Raw genomic sequence first — 15,470 nt, 5'->3', positions numbered from 1 at the left:
CAGTCGTGACGGCGTTAGCGGCGGCTGTTATAGTCGCCCTGTATCAGCACCTGCATCTGAAGAGGAATAACAATGCAACCGATGGTGACCTTACGGAATACAGTATCCATTGCAACGGTCAGCGCACTGCTGGCGTTGAGCCCGCTGGCCAATGCCCAGCGGATTGAAGAAACCCCCAGTGCCGGTGCCATGGTTGCCGATGCCGTGGTGGTGCGCCCGGTGTATTTCCTGTTGTCGCAGGTAGGGGCCGCCGTCTATGCCGTCACGTTGCCGTTTACCCTGCTGGGCGGTAACGCCGACCAGGCCGCTGAGACGCTGGTGGTCACACCGCTGCAGGCGGGTTTTATCCGCTGTCTGGGCTGCCGTCAGGTGGATAACCAGGTCAGTCGTTTGAGTGACAGCGATGGCAGCAAGCGGATTCAGCATTTCGTCACCCTCAGTGGCGGTATGGGGTTTGTCGATACACTTGGTGAGAGCGAATCTGGCCCGTCTTATGGTCTGTATCTGGGTACGCATTTTGCGCTCAGCGACAAGAGCCGGTTTGATGTGATGCTGGGTGCCAAACAGTTGGGTGACGCTGATCTGACCGTTGGCGGCACCAAGGTTAATGATTCCACCCTGTCGTATCAGATTGTGACCCGCTTCGGTCGGGATCTGGGTGCTTTCGACCTGATGTTCAAGCTGGGTGGTCACTACTGGAACACCGATCGTGAGGTGGGTGCAGCCAAAGGTGAAGCCAGCGGTCTGGATTTCTTATATGGCGTTGGTCTGGATGCCTGGCTGACGGATTCCGTTCGTCTGGGGCTGGATTACACCCGCTATGATATGCAGGACAGCGATAAAGGTTACGACAGCGTTATTGATGCGGCTGACCTGAATCTGAGCATTATGTTCTGATCTGATACTGTGCAAAAAAAACGGCCGCCGGTTTTACCCGCGGCCGTTTTTTTATGCCGGTTGTATCAGACTTAGCCGTGCCGCAGCCATTGCCACAGCCGCCCCAGCCCTTCGTAAAATGCCCGCTCACTTTTCAGTGCCGCCCGGGCTTCCAGTCGCCAGTCAGAATCGGGGCTGCTCATCTTCATGGCCGGCGCCGGCAGCGGCGCTAAGCCCCGGGCGGTAAAAAACGGCAGCGCCCGGGGCAGGTGCGAGGCTTCGCTGACCAGCGCAAAGGCTTTGCCCTGCAGCAGCGGCGCCAGTAAGGCGGCTTCTTCGGCGGTATCCCGTACTTGTGGGAAGGCGTGGATACGCCCGGCGGCAACGCCCATGCTGATGGCAATCTCCTGCATCACCTCAGCATGCGGGCGCGCATCCGGGCCGGCGTAACCCGAAACCGTCAGCAGCGCCTGCGGGTTGGCGGCCAGAATGCGTAAGCCTTCGGTCAGGCGGAACAGCGAGCTGGAACAGAGCTGGCCTGCCGGTGGCACCGAGTTGTCGGTGGCATGACAACCGCCCAGTACCACCACCACCTCGACCGGCTGGCTAAGATCAAAGACCGGGTAGTTATCCTCGAAGGGCGCCAGCAGCCGGTCGGCAACCGGATGCCAGCTGGTCAGTGCCAGCCACAGAGCTGCACCACCGATCAGCCCGCGACCGAGCCGTGGCCGGCGACGCAGTAACGCCAGCCCGGCCAGCATCAGGATCAGCGTCAGCGGAATGGGCATCAGCAGCATGCCCAGCACTTTTTTCAGATAAAACGCGATCATGGCAGGGGTTTTACTTCAGCATGGCCAAGGCCGCGCGGGTCGGCGGCGGCGCTGACCCTATTAGTGGCTTTGTTCCATAAAATCGCCTGCATATTGCCGTAATCGCGACCGACATTATGCAATTGGTGGCCCAGCGCCTGCAGGGCTTCCTGCTCATCGGCACTGAAAGTATCGGGTTCGTGCTCAATGCGGTCGGGCAGGTATTGGTGATGGAAACGTGGCCGGCTGACCCAATCTTCCACCGGTTTGCCCTGCAGGTGCTCCAGGGCGCCGAGGAACACCATGCTGATAATGCGGCTGCCACCGGGCGTGCCCAGAATCGCGGCCTGTTGCGGGCTGTTGATGATGGTCGGGGTCATGCTGGATAACGGCCGTTTGCCCGGCGCAATGGCATTGGCTTCGTTACCGACCAGTCCATAGGCATTGGGTTCGCCCGGCTTGGCAGAGAAATCATCCATTTCATTGTTCAGCAGCACGCCGGTGCCGGCGGCAGTAAAGGCCGAGCCGAACGGCAGGTTAATGCTGAGGGTGGCCGACACCATATTGCCCTGGTGGTCGATGACCGACAGGTGAGTGGTGTGGAAGCCACCATCGTGGGTTTTGCTGCCGCTCAGGCTCAGGCTTGGCGTGGCGCTGTCCATATTGATGCTTTTTACCCAGTCGGCAGCCCGTTGTTCGGCCAGCAGCATGGACACCGGTACCTTGGTAAAGTCGGGGTCACCCAGAAATTCCGCCCGGTCGCGGTAAGCGCGGCGCATCACTTCGGTGAGCAGGTGGGTCTGTGGCACTGCCGGCAGTTGTTGCCAGGTGTAATGGTTAAGCATATTCAGCATCTGAATCAGGGCTATGCCCCCGGACGACGGCGGTGGCGCACTGATCACCTTCAGCTCGCCGTACTGCACTTGCAGCGGCTGGCGTTCAATAACACGGTAATCTGCCAGATCCGCGGCGCTCCAGTCACCGCCATGGCGGCGCACCTCGGTCAACAGGCGTTCGGCCACCGGCCCCTGATAAAAGCCGGCATGGCCCTGACGGGCCAGGGCGGTCAGTGTGTCGGCTAAATCCGGCTGGCGGATGATATGGCCAACGGCGGGAATCTCATTTTGTTGCAGAAAAATACGGGCCGACTCCGGATAGCGGCGCAGGGTTTCCAGCCGGAAGCCCAGCCAGCTGCGGTATTTTTCATCCACGGCAAAGCCATCGCGGGCTTGCTGAATGGCGGCGGCCAGGGTTTGGGTCAGCGGCAGCTGGCCATAGTGTTCGCTCAGGTGAGCAAAGGCGGCTGGTTGGCCGGGAATACCTGCGGCGCTGGGGCCGTTGATGGCGCGATCACGATTAACGCGGCCATCGGCATCCAGATAGTAATCACGGTGGGCGGCCGCCGGTGCGGTTTCCCGGGCATCGATAAAGCGGTAGCGATCTTCGCCGGCGTCATACAGCAACCAGAAACCGCCGCCGCCGATGCCGGCGCTGTAGGGTTCTACCACCCCAAGACTGGCGGCCACCGCAATGGCGGCATCCACGGCGTTGCCACCGGCAGCGAGAATATCCAGCCCAGCCTGAGTGGCGAGCGGATGGGCACTGGCCACCGCGGCCGGAATGCGGGCGCTGGTATCAGTCGATGGGGAAAACCATGGATCAAACAGCGTGCAGCTGCTGAGACTCAGCAGCAGAAAAAAAGACACAGCAGTACGCAGTAAGCCGCGCTGCCGGCGCAGAGAAGCAAGCATAAAAAAGGCCTCCGGTTCGGGAGGCCTTAGTCTGGGCAGGTTAACGGTGCAGTTCAAGCCTGCCGGGCCGGGACGGTGAAAATCAGGCGATTTTCTTGCCGGTCAGTTTTTCGTATTTGGCTTCCAGTTCTTCCTGGGTTTCCATGCGCTCCGGGTCTTGCGGAATGCAATCGACCGGGCACACCAGCTGACATTGCGGTTCATCGTAATGGCCAACGCATTCGGTGCACTTGGACGGATCAATCACATAGATTTCTTCGCCGGCGGAAATGGCCTCGTTCGGGCATTCCGGTTCACACACATCACAGTTGATGCATTCGTCTGTAATAATCAGTGCCATGACATACCTCCGTCAGGGGCGTTTATTAGAGGGTCGCGTATTTTTTCAGGGTTTTGGCTACCAGCGGATGCACAAAATTGCTGACATCGCCGCCCAGTGCAGACACTTCCCGCACTATGGTAGATGAAATATAGGAATACTGTTCGGACGGGGTCAGAAACAGGCTTTCCACATTGGGGGCCAGTACCCGGTTCATATTGGCCAGCTGGAATTCGTACTCAAAATCCGACACCGCACGCAGGCCGCGCAAAATCACTTTGGCGTTGCGTTCTTTGACGAAGTCGGCCAACAGGTTGTTAAAACCGACGACTTCGACATTGGCCAGATGGCCCAGCACGCTTTTGGCCAGATCCACCCGGGTTTCCAGATCCAGCAGCGGACGCTTTTTCGGGTTATCGGCCACGGCAATAATAATGTGGTCGAACAGGCGCGCGGCGCGTTCAACCAGATCAGTATGGCCATTGGTAATCGGATCAAAAGTGCCGGGGTAAACCACAGTATTCATAACAGAGCAGCCTGTTTTAGGGGCAGTAAATGCGGCGCATAGTAAACAAAAGGCGCAGATAGCGCCAGATGCGGGGCGTTGACGAGAGGCTATATCGTTCAAGGTTGGGCGTTCAGCGTTAGGCGCGCCTGGGTGTTTGGCTCCGGGCTCGCTGAACCCTGAACGCCTAACCCTCAACACCCACCCTCAACCTTGCTGCAATTTCTCCAGCAACTTGTTGGCCTGCTTGCAGGCCATGCCGTAAATCGACAGCTGCGGGTTGGCACCAATGCTGGTGGGGAATACCGAACCGTCGAATACGTAGAGGTTGTCGAGGTGGTGGTATTTGCCATCGCTGTCGACCACGCAGCGGGTGGTGTCTTCGCCCATGGCCAGCCCGCCCATGCAGTGAGCGGAGCCGGCGGTAAAGGCATTGGAACGGAATTCCAGCGCGTTAATGCCGGCTTTGGCTTCTTCCCAGCTGGTAAACCAGGGCGAATCCACGTGCGAGACCCGCACCGATTTGGCACCGGCGGCGAACTGGATTTCCGCCATGCTCAGCCAGGAGCGGCGCACGCCATCCCACAGGTAATCGTTGATGACGTAGTCGATAATCGGCGTGCCATCGCCGGCCAGTTCAATGCTGCCGCCTTCGCTGTGCGGGTGGAAGCCATCGCGCAGCAGGGCAATCATGGCGTGCAGGTTGGGCAGTTTCTGAATATCCGAAAAATGTTGATGCCCATGCCCCAGCAGCAACACCGAGGTTAAGCCCGGCTGCAGTGGTGGTACTTCCAGTTTGTAACCAACCGGACCGGTAACTGACGGCCACTGAAAATGATCGGAGTAAATCGACTGCGGCGCACCGTAGTACGGATCGATCAGTTCATCGAACTCGGCAAAGCAGAAGGTGGTGGGGTGGAAGAACGTGCGCTTGCCGATGCGCTGGTGCGGATCGGGGGCTTTTGAGCGCAGCAGCAGTGCCGGGCCATTTATGGCGCCACAGGCCATGATGACGTGCGGCGCTTTGGCCACCAGACGGCTGCCGCTGGGCTGGTAGTCGTCGTTCAGGGCGGTGATGTCCACGCCCAGCACTTTGCGGCCGTCCATAATCAGGCGCTCGGCACGGGCGCTGTACACCAGTTCAGAACCCTGCTGCAGCGCCGCCGGAATGGTGGTGACCAGCATGGACTGTTTGGCGTTGGTGGGGCAGCCGGTACCGCAGTAACCCAGGTTCCAGCAGGCCGAGACGTTACGCGGAATCGTCTGCCAGTCGATGCCCAGTGAGGTAGCACCACGACTGAGGACGGCGTTATTGGGGTTGGCCGGAATCTGCCAGGGGGCCACACTCAGGCGCTGTTCCATGGTTTCAAACCAGGGCGCCATTTCCGCACTGCTCATGCCCTGCACGCCGAACTCGCTGGCCCAGTGTTGCAGCGTCGGCTCCGGGGTGCGGAAGCTGGAGGTCCAGTTAATCACTGTGGTGCCGCCCACGCAGCGGCCCTGCAGGATCGACATGGCGCCGTCTTTGCTCATGCGCCCGGCGCTTTCCTGATACAGATCGCGGTAGGCTTCGCGTTCGTCCATGCGGAAGTCGTCGCTGCTTTTCAGTGGGCCTTCTTCCAGCATCAGCACCTTCAGGCCGGCGTTGGCGAGAATTTCCGCCGTGGTGCCGCCACCGGCACCGGTACCAATAATAATGACATCGGCTTCCAGCACCGTGCCATCGGCGATGCTGGTGGAGGCGCGCACGTTCCAGCCGCTGCGGATGCCGTCACGGATCGGGTCTTTAATGCCGGCCACCACGGGAATATGGGGTTGGCGGGGGGTGTGATTCTGCATATCGGATTCTCTTATTATTCTGGGGGCCGGAATCAGCTGTGGGCCGGAATTTTCTGCGGCATACCGGGGTAGCCGGTCAGCGCAAAGGTGGCCGGCTGGCTGTACCAGCACATGGTCAGCAGTTTGCACAATGAGCCATAACCCATACGTTTCAGCTGAATGCGGCTGGTTTTCCAGCTGTGCAGGAAGGCTTCAATATCGTCCGCCGGCATCTCGTTCCAGCCTGTCCAGGGCGCGCCCATCAGGGCACGCACCGGTGCAACCTGAAGGGCATCAAACAGCATCACCAGCTGGCTGCGGGCGTAGTCCTGCAGGGTCAGTACCAGTGAATCCAGTGCATGCAGCAGGGTGTCCGGCGCTTTGTCCTGCAGGCTGCCCGGGTAGCTGCCGCCCAGAATCACCGGTGCCAGGGCGCGCAGAATCTCAATATCACCCGGGCGCAACACCTTATAGCCGCTGGCCACCGGTGCTTTGCTGCAGCCGGTCAGACCGGCGATGGAGGCGCCGAGGGTGAGAACCGCTGCTGAGCTGGCGCTCAGCTGCATAAAACCACGCCGGGTTGTTGTTATTGTTTTCAGCATACAAAAATCTCAGCGGATAAAGAGCTTACGGATCAGGGCCTGAATCGCGCCGCCGTAAGGCGGGTAGATGAACATGCCACTGTTAAACCGGCCTTTGCGGTGCACCGCTTTGGCCTTCGACAGCGCCACAAAGCCTTCTTTACCGTGGTAGTGACCCATGCCGGAAGGGCCGATGCCGCCAAAGGGCATATCGTCCTGGGCGATGTGCATTAAGGTGTCGTTGATGGTCACACCGCCGGCGTGGGTGCGTTGCAGAATCTGCTGCTGCTCGGCTTTGTTGTAGCTGAAGAAATACAGCGCCAGCGGCCGGTCGCGGTCGTTGACATAGCCGATGGCGTCATCCAGCGAGCGGTACGGCACGATGGGCAGGATCGGGCCGAACAGTTCTTCCTGCATCACTTTCATGTCGGCGGTGCCGTTCTGAACAATGTGCAGCGGCATTTTGCGCGTACCGCTGAAATCTTCGTTGGCCGGGTTTATTACGGTGATGTTGGCGCCTTTGTCGGCGGCCTCTTTTACCCAGGCTTGCAGACGCTGCTGCTGGCGTTCGTTGATGATGGCGGTGTAATCATTGTTGTCACGCAGGGTCGGGTACATGCGCGCAAAAGTAGCCTGATAGGTGTCGATAAAAGCCTGTTCCTGACCGGCCGGCAGCAGGACGTAATCGGGGGCAATACAGGTCTGGCCGGCGTTCAGGGATTTGCCGAAACAGATGCGCTCGACGGCATCTTTCATATTGGCGCCGGGGGCGATAATGGCAGGAGATTTGCCGCCCAGCTCCAGCGTGACCGGGGTCAGGTTTTTCGCCGCCGCGCTCATCACAATTTTGCCCACCGCGGTGGAGCCGGTAAATATCAGATGATCCCAGGGGGTTTCGGCAAAGGCCGAAGAGACGTCCACTTCGCCTTCAATAACGGCGACCTGCTGCTCGCTGAATACTTCGGCCAGCATGGCTTTCAGGGCTTTATTGGTGGCCGGGGTGAATTCCGACAGCTTGATCATGGCGCGGTTGCCCGCCGCCAGCGCGGTCATCAGTGGCAGCAGGGTCAGCTGCACCGGGTAGTTCCAGGGCACCATGATGCCGATCACGCCCAGTGGCTGGTACACCACCTGGTTATGCGATGGTGCAAACAACATGTGCACATGGCGCTTCGAGGGTTTCATCCAGCCACGCAGCCGGCGGCAGGCGTAGTTAATACCCTGCACGCTGGTCATGATTTCGGCGATCAGGGTTTCGTCTTTGGAGCGGCAGCTGAAATCCTGATTCACGGCGCTGGCCAGCTCGTCCTGGTACTTCAGCACCACGGCCTTCAAACGTTGCAGGTCGGCAATACGGCTGGCGGCATCCGGCATCGGTTGCTGGCGGAACGCCTGGCGTTGCTCGGCAAAAATATGCTGCAGACGTTGCAGTTCCTGATCCTGTTGCGGGGTCTGCAAGGACGTAACGGTGGCAACCATGGCGGGCTCCTGAGCGTTGGGCAGATGATTATTATGGTTTCCGGCATTATTAGAGCCATTGCTCTAAAAGATCAAGTGTGGCAGCGTGGCATTTGCGGCCAGATTGTGTGAGGCTGGCGGCAGATAAAAACCGACCCGTCGGCAGATGGGTAACAGGCCTTGAAACGGAACCCCGATGAGTACCAAAGAACGCATTCTGGACGCGGCGCTGGCGCTGTTTAACGAACTGGGCGAGCGCAAAGTCACCACCAATCACATCGCCGCCCATCTGCAGATTTCACCGGGTAATCTGTACTACCACTTCAAAAATAAGCAGGCGATTATTTTTGCCCTGTTTGAACGCTACGAAGCGCGGGTGCTGGGGATTCTGCAGGTACCGGCCAACCGTACCCTGCAACCCATGGATAAGCTCAACTACCTGCAGGCCATTTTCCGGGGCCTGTGGGATTACCGTTTTATGCACCGCGATATGGAGCATCTGTTGCTGGAAGACCCGCAGCTGCACGCCCGTTACCGGCAGTTTTTCCGTACCTGCCAGCTGCGCGTACAAGCCATTTTCCGTGGCCTGGGCGAAGCCGGCATTATCCGCGTCAGCGAAGAGGATGTGGTGGCGCTGGCGCTGAACACCTGGATTGTGGTGACCTCCTGGTTTTCGTTTTTACGCTGCAATTTGTTGCGTCACGACAGCGACAGTATTTCCCCGGCGCAGCTGCAGGCCGGTATTTATCAGGTGTTTACCCTGGAGCGCCCCTATCTGACCGAGCAGTACCGCGAGGTGATGAATGAGCTGCAGGCGACCTTTATGCCGCGGCCGGATTTTCTGACTCCCGGAGCTGAGGATGAAGCGGCTGCGGTCTAGTTATTACGCCCTGGCCGGTCTGTTGCTGCTGGTGGCTGCCAGCAGCGGCTGCACCAGCGTTAATGACCAGCTGGACGATTATCAGGCCCGCCTGAACCGGGTGCTGGATGAACAAACGACGGCGCAGAGCGTTACCCGGGTGGCGCGCCGCCCGGTGCAACACAACCGTTTAGCGCTGCCGCAGGCCGATATCAATCTGCTGGAATTGCTGCGGCTGGATCAGTGCCGTATTGGTCTGACGGTGGCGCAGAAAAACAGCAGCCTGGGGCGCGTGGCGCTGCCCAGCCAGCAATTATTGATGGAACTGGAACTCCTGACTCACGGCCCGGCCTGTGTGGCCGCCTTACAGCAGGATGGCGATGAGCGTTTGGCGGCGAAACTAGCAACGGCCCTGGCGCAGAAACAGGCCGCGCGGCTGCATTACTGGTGGAACGCCTGGCCCGGCAGTGACGAATGGCAGCAATTCAGCGGCAGCCACACGCCGCTGGACTGGATGGCACAGGAGCCGGCGGCGCTGGAAAGCACCTTGCTGGCGCTCGATTTTGCTCTGGCGCAGGCTGGTCAGCTGCAGCGTGACGAGCTGGCCGCGGCACTGCAGGGCAGCACAATGTCAGAAGCGCATCTGCAGCAACTGGGGCAGGGCAAGCTGCTGGGGCGCTGGCTCAGCAGTACCTATGCGCTGATTCCGGCGTTGCACCAGAGTGCGGCCGTGCTGGAACAGCGGCTGCAGCGCGGTGGCTTATGCCCGGCTGGCAAGCCAACGGCCAGTGCCAAAATACTGCAGAACGTATTTGTGAAGTTTTACGCCGGTGAGGTGCAGCCCTACCTGGCGGTGACCGATCGGGTGGGGCGGGAGCTGTTGCCGCGGCTGGAACAGATGGCGTTGCTTATGCCGGAAGCGCCAGCGGGATTTTCTGACTGGCTGGCAGAATTACAACGCCTCCGCCACGAACTGGCGCAGGCCAACCAGCGCCACGTGAAAGCCTGGCAGGCGCAGCTGCGGCAGTGCGGGATGATGCCGGGGCAATAACCTTAAGCCGCCACGACTTCAAACAGCCGGAAGCAGAATTCTTTGGTGGCTTTGCTTTTGCGCTCCTGCCAGTTGGCCGGCCACTGCGGTTGCAGGCTGGCTTCGTGTTCCACATAAATCAGCGCGCCGGGCAGCAGGCGTAGCGCATCAATGGCCGGTTGCAGCAGGTTTTTATGGAACGGCGGGTCGAGAAAGACCAGATCGAACGGCTCCGGATTCTGTTCCAGCCACAGGAGCGCATCGCCGGCCCACACCTGCGCGTTGCGTGCCTCCAGTAACTGCAGATTGTCTTTTAACTGCAACGCCGCGGCCGGATGCTTTTCCAGAAAAATCACTTCTTTGGCGCCGCGTGACAGCGCCTCAAACCCCAGCGCGCCACTGCCGGCGAAGGCATCCAGCACGCGCGCACCTTCGACATCAAACTGCAGCCAGTTAAAGACGGTTTCACGGATACGGTCGAGGGTGGGGCGCAGACCGTCGATGGCGGGAAAACGCAGCCGGCGCGAACGCCACTGGCCACCGATAATGCGTAATTGCTGCGACGGAATTTTGCTCATACGAAAGTTCTCAATTCAGGGGCCGGGATGCCAAACAATTCAGGGTCGTGGCCGGCGCGGTTTTCTGCGCGTCACTCAGCGCGTTGTACAGCAGCTGGTAGGTATCCGCGGGGAGGCGATGGTAGGCAAGTGCGGCCTGAATGTCGATCTGGCCTTGCTCATCCTGCCATTGTTGGCGCAGCTGCCGGCTGTGCTGCAGTCGCCACTGCGCCCATTGGTCGCGGGTCGGCAGAATGGGCAGCGGCTGGTTCGTCAGTGTTTCCGGCAGCTGGGCCAGCGCCGTCCACGCTAAGCCATATTGCTGGCCCAGCCACAGTGCGCCGGCGGGGTGTTCACGCAGACAGGCCGGCCAGTCGTTAACGGTCCGGGTTAAAGGCTGCAAATGCTGCTCACGGATTAAAAAGGCCGCTATTAACTGTTGTTCACTGGCCGGCCAGGGGCCGCTGATAACAATCACGGCTGGTTCATTCTGCGCCAGTGTTGGTAACGCCTGTTGCAATGCCGGCAGCCAGTTCTGCGTGGGCAGCGTCAATGTCTGCGCCCCGTGCTGGCTGCGTAACTGCAGCCGGCCACCGCTGAGGGTGCCGCCGGCACGTAACCAGACACTGACCTGTTCGGTATTCGGCCAGAAAGACCAACCGGCGGCGCTCAGCTCTGGCAGGTGCAAGGCCTCCAGTGGCTGCTCTTCGGCATCACGGCCACCAAGATGAATCCAGCTGATCAGCAGCAGGCAGAGAAAAACAATAATGTTCAGAGTGGTGCGGCTGAGTCCGTGAAACATGGGGTGCTGCCGTTAGGATTCCGGGGGAATGATGGTAGGATAACGGCCGCCCGCCCGGTGTGGAATGATCCGCTGACACCGCCGGCCGGAATCTGCCCCTGATGGGGTTGCACCGAGTAGCGCAAAGAGTACGGATTTGAGCATGTTTGATTTTTTTAAACGCAAAAAAGCGGCCGCCGCAGAAGCAGAGCCTAAGCAACCTGAAGCGGCGCCGGCAGAGACGGAATCCGGCCAGTCTGCTACCGATACCGGTACGGTAACCGCCGAGGCTGCAGAAACCACCGGGGCAGATGTCGCTAATCAGGTAAATACCGAAGATCGTGCCGAATATAAGGTTACCCCGGTAGCCGCCCCCGAACCTGCCGCCAGTCCCGAACCGGTTGACGCACCGGCACAGCCGACCGAGCAACCGCAGGATAAACCGCTGGATAACCAGAAAAAGCCTGGTTTTTTCAGCCGTATCCGCGCCGGGTTAAGCAAAACCCGCCACGGCTTTACCGATGGGTTGGCCAATCTGCTGCTGGGCAAAAAAGAAATTGATGACGATCTGCTGGAAGAGCTGGAAACCCAGTTGATCATGGCGGACGTTGGCGTGGAAACCACCCGCGCCATCATGGCCCGTTTAACCGCCCGGGTTGGCCGCAAAGAGCTGAAGGATTCCGGCGCGCTGTACAACGCTTTAATTGCTGAGCTGCAGGAAACGCTCGAAAAAGTACAGGCGCCGCTGGACATTAACGCCGGCCACAAACCCTATGTGATTCTGATGGTCGGCATTAACGGCGTGGGCAAAACCACCACCATCGGCAAGCTGGCCAAGCAATTTCAGCAGGCCGGTAAAAGCGTGATGCTGGCTGCCGGCGATACCTTCCGGGCCGCCGCGGTTGAGCAGCTGCAGGTGTGGGGCGAGCGCAACAACGTGCCGGTGATTGCCCAGCACACCGGTGCCGATTCCGCCTCGGTGCTGTTCGATGCGCTGCAGGCGGCGCAGGCGCGTAAGGTCGATATACTGATTGCCGACACCGCCGGCCGTCTGCACACCAAAGACAACCTGATGCAGGAGCTGGAAAAAGTGGTGCGGGTGATGAAAAAACTCGACCCGACCGCCCCGCATGAAGTGATGCTGGTACTGGATGCCGGTACCGGTCAGAACGCCATTAATCAGGCCAAACAATTCCAGGCCGCTGTTGGGGTCACCGGCTTAACCCTGACCAAACTCGATGGCACCGCCAAAGGCGGGATCATCTTTGCACTGGCGCAGCAGTTTGAACTGCCGGTGCGTTACATCGGCGTTGGCGAAGGCATTGATGACCTGCGCCCGTTCAACGCTGAAGAATTCACCAAAGCCCTGTTCCAGCAGGAACAGGCCGGCTAAACGGGAACGCCTATGCCCATGGTAAGGTTCGACCGGGTCAGCAAACGCTACCCCGGCGGCAAGGAAGCGCTGACCGGCGTCAGCTTTGAACTGCAGCGCGGCGAGTTTGCTTTTTTAACCGGCCACAGCGGGGCCGGTAAAAGTACGCTGCTGAAACTGATGATGCTGATGGAGCGGCCGTCGCGCGGGCAGGTGTTCGTGGATGGCCAGAACCTCGGCCGTATGTCATCCGGGCAGATCCCTTACCACCGCCGCAAAGTCGGCGTGGTGTTCCAGAATCACCAGTTGCTGTTTGACCGCTCGGTGTATGAAAACGTCGCCCTGCCACTGCAGATTGCCGGTTACACCCCGGCGGAAGCGGGCCGGCGGGTGCGTGCCGCCCTCGATTCGGTCGGTCTGCTGGGTATGGAAAAGCGCAACCCCATTGAATTATCGGGCGGCGAACAGCAACGGGTCGGCATCGCCCGGGCGGTGGTGAACAAGCCGGCGCTGCTGCTGGCGGATGAACCAACCGGTAACCTTGACCCGGAACTTTCCGCTGAAATCATGAATTTGTTTGCCCGCTTTCAGCAGGTCGGCGTAACGGTACTGATCGCCACCCACGATATTGCCTTAGTTGAACGCATGGGCAGCCGGCGCATTATTCTCGACCACGGCCAGATGCACGAAGCCGGCGGCGCAGGAGACTGGCATGTCGGATAACCGTACCCAGAAAACCCCGCCCAGTGGTGCATCGTTGCAGGAAATTGGCCTCAGCAAACGCCTCAGTGCCTGGCTGGCCCATCATCAGCTGGTGGCCGTGGAAACTCTGCTGAAATTGCTCGCCAATCCGCTCGGCAGTCTGCTCACCTGGCTGGTGATTGCGATTTCCCTGACCCTGCCCGGCGCGTTGTGGATGGCGCTGGATAATATGGAACAGCTGAGTGGCCGCTTTCAGGAATCCGGGCGCATCACCCTTTATTTAACCCCGCAAACCCCGGCCACAGACGGACAAGCGTTAAGCGACCGTCTTGCCGGGCTGGAGTCGGTAGCGTCCACCGAATTTATTGATGCCGATACCGTGCTGGATGAATTCCGCACCAACAGCGGTCTGGAAGCGGCACTGGATTTTCTGCCGCAAAACCCGCTGCCATCGGTCATTCTGGTCGAGCCACCGCTCGGTTTGCAGCAGGCGCAGTTATTAGAGCTGCTGGAGCAGCTGAAGTCTTACCATCTGGTCGACAGCGTGCAGGTGGACATGGCCTGGGTCGAACGGCTGCTGGCCATGCTGGCGCTGGCCGAGCGTCTGATTGGCGTGCTGGGCTTATTGCTGGCGCTGGCCATTCTGCTGGTGGTGGGTAATACCATCCGTCTGGCCATCGCCGCCCGGGTCGATGAAATCCGCGTGGTCAAACTGGTGGGCGGTACCAACGCCTGGGTGCGGCGGCCGTTTTTATACACCGGCCTCTGGTACGGCATGGTGGGCGGCTTACTGGCCTGGTTGCTGCTGATTATCTGCTGGCTGGTGCTGCGTGGACCGGTGGCGGACCTGGCGCAGCTGTATGGTTCGGCCTTTGTGCTGCAGCCGCTGGATGCCGGTGCCGCCATGGTGTTGCTGCTGAGCGCCATGCTGCTGGGGTGGCTGGGTGCCTGGTGGTCAGTGAGCCGGCATTTAGATCAGATTGAACCCTGATCAATAATTTTTGAGCCTGATTGTTCCATAATTGAACTGTTAAGGCCGTTGGCGGTCTGAATGCGCAGTGCTAAACTCAGTCGCCACATTGATTGCCGGTGGTTATGACAGGCCCGGCAAACAACTACAGGAGAGCCCTATGAATAAAGCTTTGCAAGCGGTCAATGCTCTGACTCCCGGCGCCAATCTGGAGTCTTACATCAGCACTGTCAGCGCCATTCCGGTTCTCACTCCGGAGCAGGAGCGCGAACTCGCTGATCGTCTGCATTATCATCAGGATCTGGAAGCCGCCCGCTTATTGGTTATGTCACACCTGCGTTTTGTGGTGCACATTGCCCGCAGCTACTCAGGTTATGGCCTGAATCAGGCAGACCTGATTCAGGAAGGTAACGTCGGCCTGATGAAAGCGGTGAAACGCTTTAACCCGGAAGTGGGCGTGCGTCTGGTGTCTTTTGCGGTGCACTGGATCAAAGCCGAAATTCACGAGTTTATTCTGCGCAACTGGCGCATCGTGAAAGTGGCCACCACCAAGGCGCAGCGCAAACTGTTCTTTAACCTGCGCAGTCAGAAAAAGCGTTTAGGCTGGCTGAGCCAGGCTGAGGCGCAATCCATTGCCGATGATCTGGGCGTGGAAACCCGCACCGTGTTTGAAATGGAAGGTCGTTTACACGCGCACGATGCCGCCTTTGATGCCGGTGTTGATGACGACGACGAAACCGCCTACAAAGCCCCGGCCTATTATCTGGAAGACCACAGCGCCGACCCGGCACTGCAGGTGGAAAGCGATAATTTCGAGCAGGACGCCAGCGACCGTCTGCATGTGGCATTGGCCCAGCTGGACGAACGCAGCCGTGCCATTCTGCAACAGCGCTGGCTGGCGGATGAAAAGTCCACACTGCACGATCTGGCAGCCATTTATAACGTTTCGGCTGAGCGTATCCGCCAGCTGGAAAAGAACGCCATGAAGAAGCTGAAAGACGCTATGGGTGGCGCGTTATTGCCTGCCTGAGTGGGCTTTTGGTTCTGACGACAACGGCCTGCACTGCAGGCCGTTTTTATTG

The 15,470-nt window shown here is 59.5% G+C and carries 16 protein-coding genes; 7 read left to right on the top strand and 9 right to left on the bottom strand.

What is annotated here, in order from left to right:
* Positions 1–72 precede the first annotated feature (72 nt).
* Entirely contained in the window at positions 73–897 is an 825-nt protein-coding gene (locus GJQ55_RS12705; RefSeq protein WP_228345337.1) for an outer membrane beta-barrel protein, read from the top strand.
* A gap of 71 nt (positions 898–968) precedes the next feature.
* Here GJQ55_RS12705 and elyC read toward each other — a convergent pair whose 3' ends face one another.
* The 7 genes from elyC to GJQ55_RS12670 form a co-directional block, all read right to left on the bottom strand.
* Positions 969–1,706 carry an envelope biogenesis factor ElyC gene (gene elyC, locus GJQ55_RS12700; protein ID WP_228345336.1) on the bottom strand — a complete coding sequence of 246 codons (738 nt, stop codon included), beginning with the start codon at positions 1,704–1,706 and terminating at the stop codon, positions 969–971.
* Entirely contained in the window at positions 1,703–3,436 is a 1,734-nt protein-coding gene (gene ggt / locus GJQ55_RS12695; RefSeq protein ID WP_228345335.1) for a gamma-glutamyltransferase, read from the bottom strand. The genes elyC and ggt overlap by 4 nt, the downstream gene beginning before the upstream one ends.
* 82 nt (positions 3,437–3,518) lie before the next feature.
* Positions 3,519–3,776, bottom strand: a complete 258-nt coding sequence (locus tag GJQ55_RS12690; RefSeq protein WP_228345334.1) for a YfhL family 4Fe-4S dicluster ferredoxin — start codon at positions 3,774–3,776, stop codon at positions 3,519–3,521.
* A 25-nt stretch (positions 3,777–3,801) separates the two neighbouring features.
* On the bottom strand, positions 3,802–4,281 hold the full coding sequence (gene coaD, locus GJQ55_RS12685; RefSeq protein ID WP_228345333.1) for a pantetheine-phosphate adenylyltransferase: 480 nt from the start codon (positions 4,279–4,281) through the stop codon (positions 3,802–3,804).
* 186 nt (positions 4,282–4,467) lie between these two features.
* Positions 4,468–6,099 carry a GMC family oxidoreductase gene (locus GJQ55_RS12680; protein ID WP_228345332.1) on the bottom strand — a complete coding sequence of 544 codons (1,632 nt, stop codon included), beginning with the start codon at positions 6,097–6,099 and terminating at the stop codon, positions 4,468–4,470.
* Between the two features lie 32 nt (positions 6,100–6,131).
* Positions 6,132–6,680 (bottom strand): hypothetical protein, encoded by a 549-nt coding sequence (locus GJQ55_RS12675; RefSeq protein ID WP_228345331.1) that lies wholly within the window; start codon positions 6,678–6,680, stop codon positions 6,132–6,134.
* A gap of 9 nt (positions 6,681–6,689) precedes the next feature.
* Entirely contained in the window at positions 6,690–8,138 is a 1,449-nt protein-coding gene (locus GJQ55_RS12670; RefSeq protein WP_228345330.1) for a coniferyl aldehyde dehydrogenase, read from the bottom strand.
* Positions 8,139–8,313: 175 nt separating this feature from the next.
* On the opposite strand from GJQ55_RS12670, the gene GJQ55_RS12665 reads away from it, so the two are divergent.
* Positions 8,314–8,997, top strand: coding sequence for a TetR/AcrR family transcriptional regulator (locus GJQ55_RS12665; protein WP_228345329.1), 684 nt, complete (start codon positions 8,314–8,316; stop codon positions 8,995–8,997).
* The gene (locus GJQ55_RS12660) at positions 8,978–10,027 is read left to right on the top strand and encodes a DUF3080 family protein (protein ID WP_228345328.1); all 1,050 of its coding nucleotides are present in this window, start codon (positions 8,978–8,980) and stop codon (positions 10,025–10,027) included. The genes GJQ55_RS12665 and GJQ55_RS12660 overlap by 20 nt, the downstream gene beginning before the upstream one ends.
* Before the next feature lie 2 nt (positions 10,028–10,029).
* On the opposite strand, the gene rsmD is transcribed toward GJQ55_RS12660, so the two are convergent.
* A complete protein-coding gene (gene rsmD, locus GJQ55_RS12655; protein ID WP_228345327.1) occupies positions 10,030–10,584 on the bottom strand; it encodes a 16S rRNA (guanine(966)-N(2))-methyltransferase RsmD in 555 nt (184 codons plus the stop codon).
* Between the two features lie 10 nt (positions 10,585–10,594).
* Positions 10,595–11,365: a hypothetical protein gene (locus tag GJQ55_RS12650; RefSeq protein WP_228345326.1), complete on the bottom strand. Its 771-nt coding sequence runs from the start codon at positions 11,363–11,365 to the stop codon at positions 10,595–10,597.
* 142 nt (positions 11,366–11,507) lie between these two features.
* Between GJQ55_RS12650 and ftsY the strand changes: the two genes are divergently transcribed.
* The 4 genes from ftsY to rpoH all read left to right on the top strand — a co-directional run bounded on the left by ftsY (position 11,508) and on the right by rpoH (position 15,418).
* On the top strand, positions 11,508–12,737 hold the full coding sequence (gene ftsY / locus GJQ55_RS12645) for a signal recognition particle-docking protein FtsY (RefSeq protein ID WP_228345325.1): 1,230 nt from the start codon (positions 11,508–11,510) through the stop codon (positions 12,735–12,737).
* An 18-nt stretch (positions 12,738–12,755) separates the two neighbouring features.
* Entirely contained in the window at positions 12,756–13,439 is a 684-nt protein-coding gene (gene ftsE, locus GJQ55_RS12640; protein WP_420907167.1) for a cell division ATP-binding protein FtsE, read from the top strand.
* Positions 13,429–14,409 (top strand): permease-like cell division protein FtsX, encoded by a 981-nt coding sequence (gene ftsX, locus GJQ55_RS12635; protein ID WP_228345323.1) that lies wholly within the window; start codon positions 13,429–13,431, stop codon positions 14,407–14,409. Before ftsE ends, ftsX begins: the two co-directional genes overlap by 11 nt.
* Positions 14,410–14,548: 139 nt before the next feature.
* The gene (gene rpoH / locus GJQ55_RS12630; RefSeq protein WP_228345322.1) at positions 14,549–15,418 is read left to right on the top strand and encodes an RNA polymerase sigma factor RpoH; all 870 of its coding nucleotides are present in this window, start codon (positions 14,549–14,551) and stop codon (positions 15,416–15,418) included.
* Positions 15,419–15,470: the final 52 nt, after the last annotated feature.

Source organism: Venatoribacter cucullus (assembly GCF_016132445.1).
Lineage (GTDB): Bacteria > Pseudomonadota > Gammaproteobacteria > Pseudomonadales > Oceanobacteraceae > Venatoribacter > Venatoribacter cucullus.
Note: the sequence above shows the minus strand (reverse complement) of the source record. Positions and strands in the feature narration are given on the sequence as shown.

Coding starts and splice junctions, on each gene's coding strand:
- GJQ55_RS12705 (WP_228345337.1), top strand. CDS start 73: ATGCAACCGATGGTGACCTTACGGAATACAGTATCCATTGCAACGGTC.
- GJQ55_RS12675 (WP_228345331.1), bottom strand. CDS start 6,680: ATGCTGAAAACAATAACAACAACCCGGCGTGGTTTTATGCAGCTGAGC.
- ftsX (WP_228345323.1), top strand. CDS start 13,429: ATGTCGGATAACCGTACCCAGAAAACCCCGCCCAGTGGTGCATCGTTG.
- GJQ55_RS12660 (WP_228345328.1), top strand. CDS start 8,978: ATGAAGCGGCTGCGGTCTAGTTATTACGCCCTGGCCGGTCTGTTGCTG.
- ftsE (WP_420907167.1), top strand. CDS start 12,756: ATGGTAAGGTTCGACCGGGTCAGCAAACGCTACCCCGGCGGCAAGGAA.
- GJQ55_RS12670 (WP_228345330.1), bottom strand. CDS start 8,138: ATGGTTGCCACCGTTACGTCCTTGCAGACCCCGCAACAGGATCAGGAA.
- GJQ55_RS12680 (WP_228345332.1), bottom strand. CDS start 6,099: ATGCAGAATCACACCCCCCGCCAACCCCATATTCCCGTGGTGGCCGGC.
- GJQ55_RS12690 (WP_228345334.1), bottom strand. CDS start 3,776: ATGGCACTGATTATTACAGACGAATGCATCAACTGTGATGTGTGTGAA.
- GJQ55_RS12650 (WP_228345326.1), bottom strand. CDS start 11,365: ATGTTTCACGGACTCAGCCGCACCACTCTGAACATTATTGTTTTTCTC.
- coaD (WP_228345333.1), bottom strand. CDS start 4,281: ATGAATACTGTGGTTTACCCCGGCACTTTTGATCCGATTACCAATGGC.
- ggt (WP_228345335.1), bottom strand. CDS start 3,436: ATGCTTGCTTCTCTGCGCCGGCAGCGCGGCTTACTGCGTACTGCTGTG.
- GJQ55_RS12665 (WP_228345329.1), top strand. CDS start 8,314: ATGAGTACCAAAGAACGCATTCTGGACGCGGCGCTGGCGCTGTTTAAC.
- ftsY (WP_228345325.1), top strand. CDS start 11,508: ATGTTTGATTTTTTTAAACGCAAAAAAGCGGCCGCCGCAGAAGCAGAG.
- elyC (WP_228345336.1), bottom strand. CDS start 1,706: ATGATCGCGTTTTATCTGAAAAAAGTGCTGGGCATGCTGCTGATGCCC.
- rsmD (WP_228345327.1), bottom strand. CDS start 10,584: ATGAGCAAAATTCCGTCGCAGCAATTACGCATTATCGGTGGCCAGTGG.
- rpoH (WP_228345322.1), top strand. CDS start 14,549: ATGAATAAAGCTTTGCAAGCGGTCAATGCTCTGACTCCCGGCGCCAAT.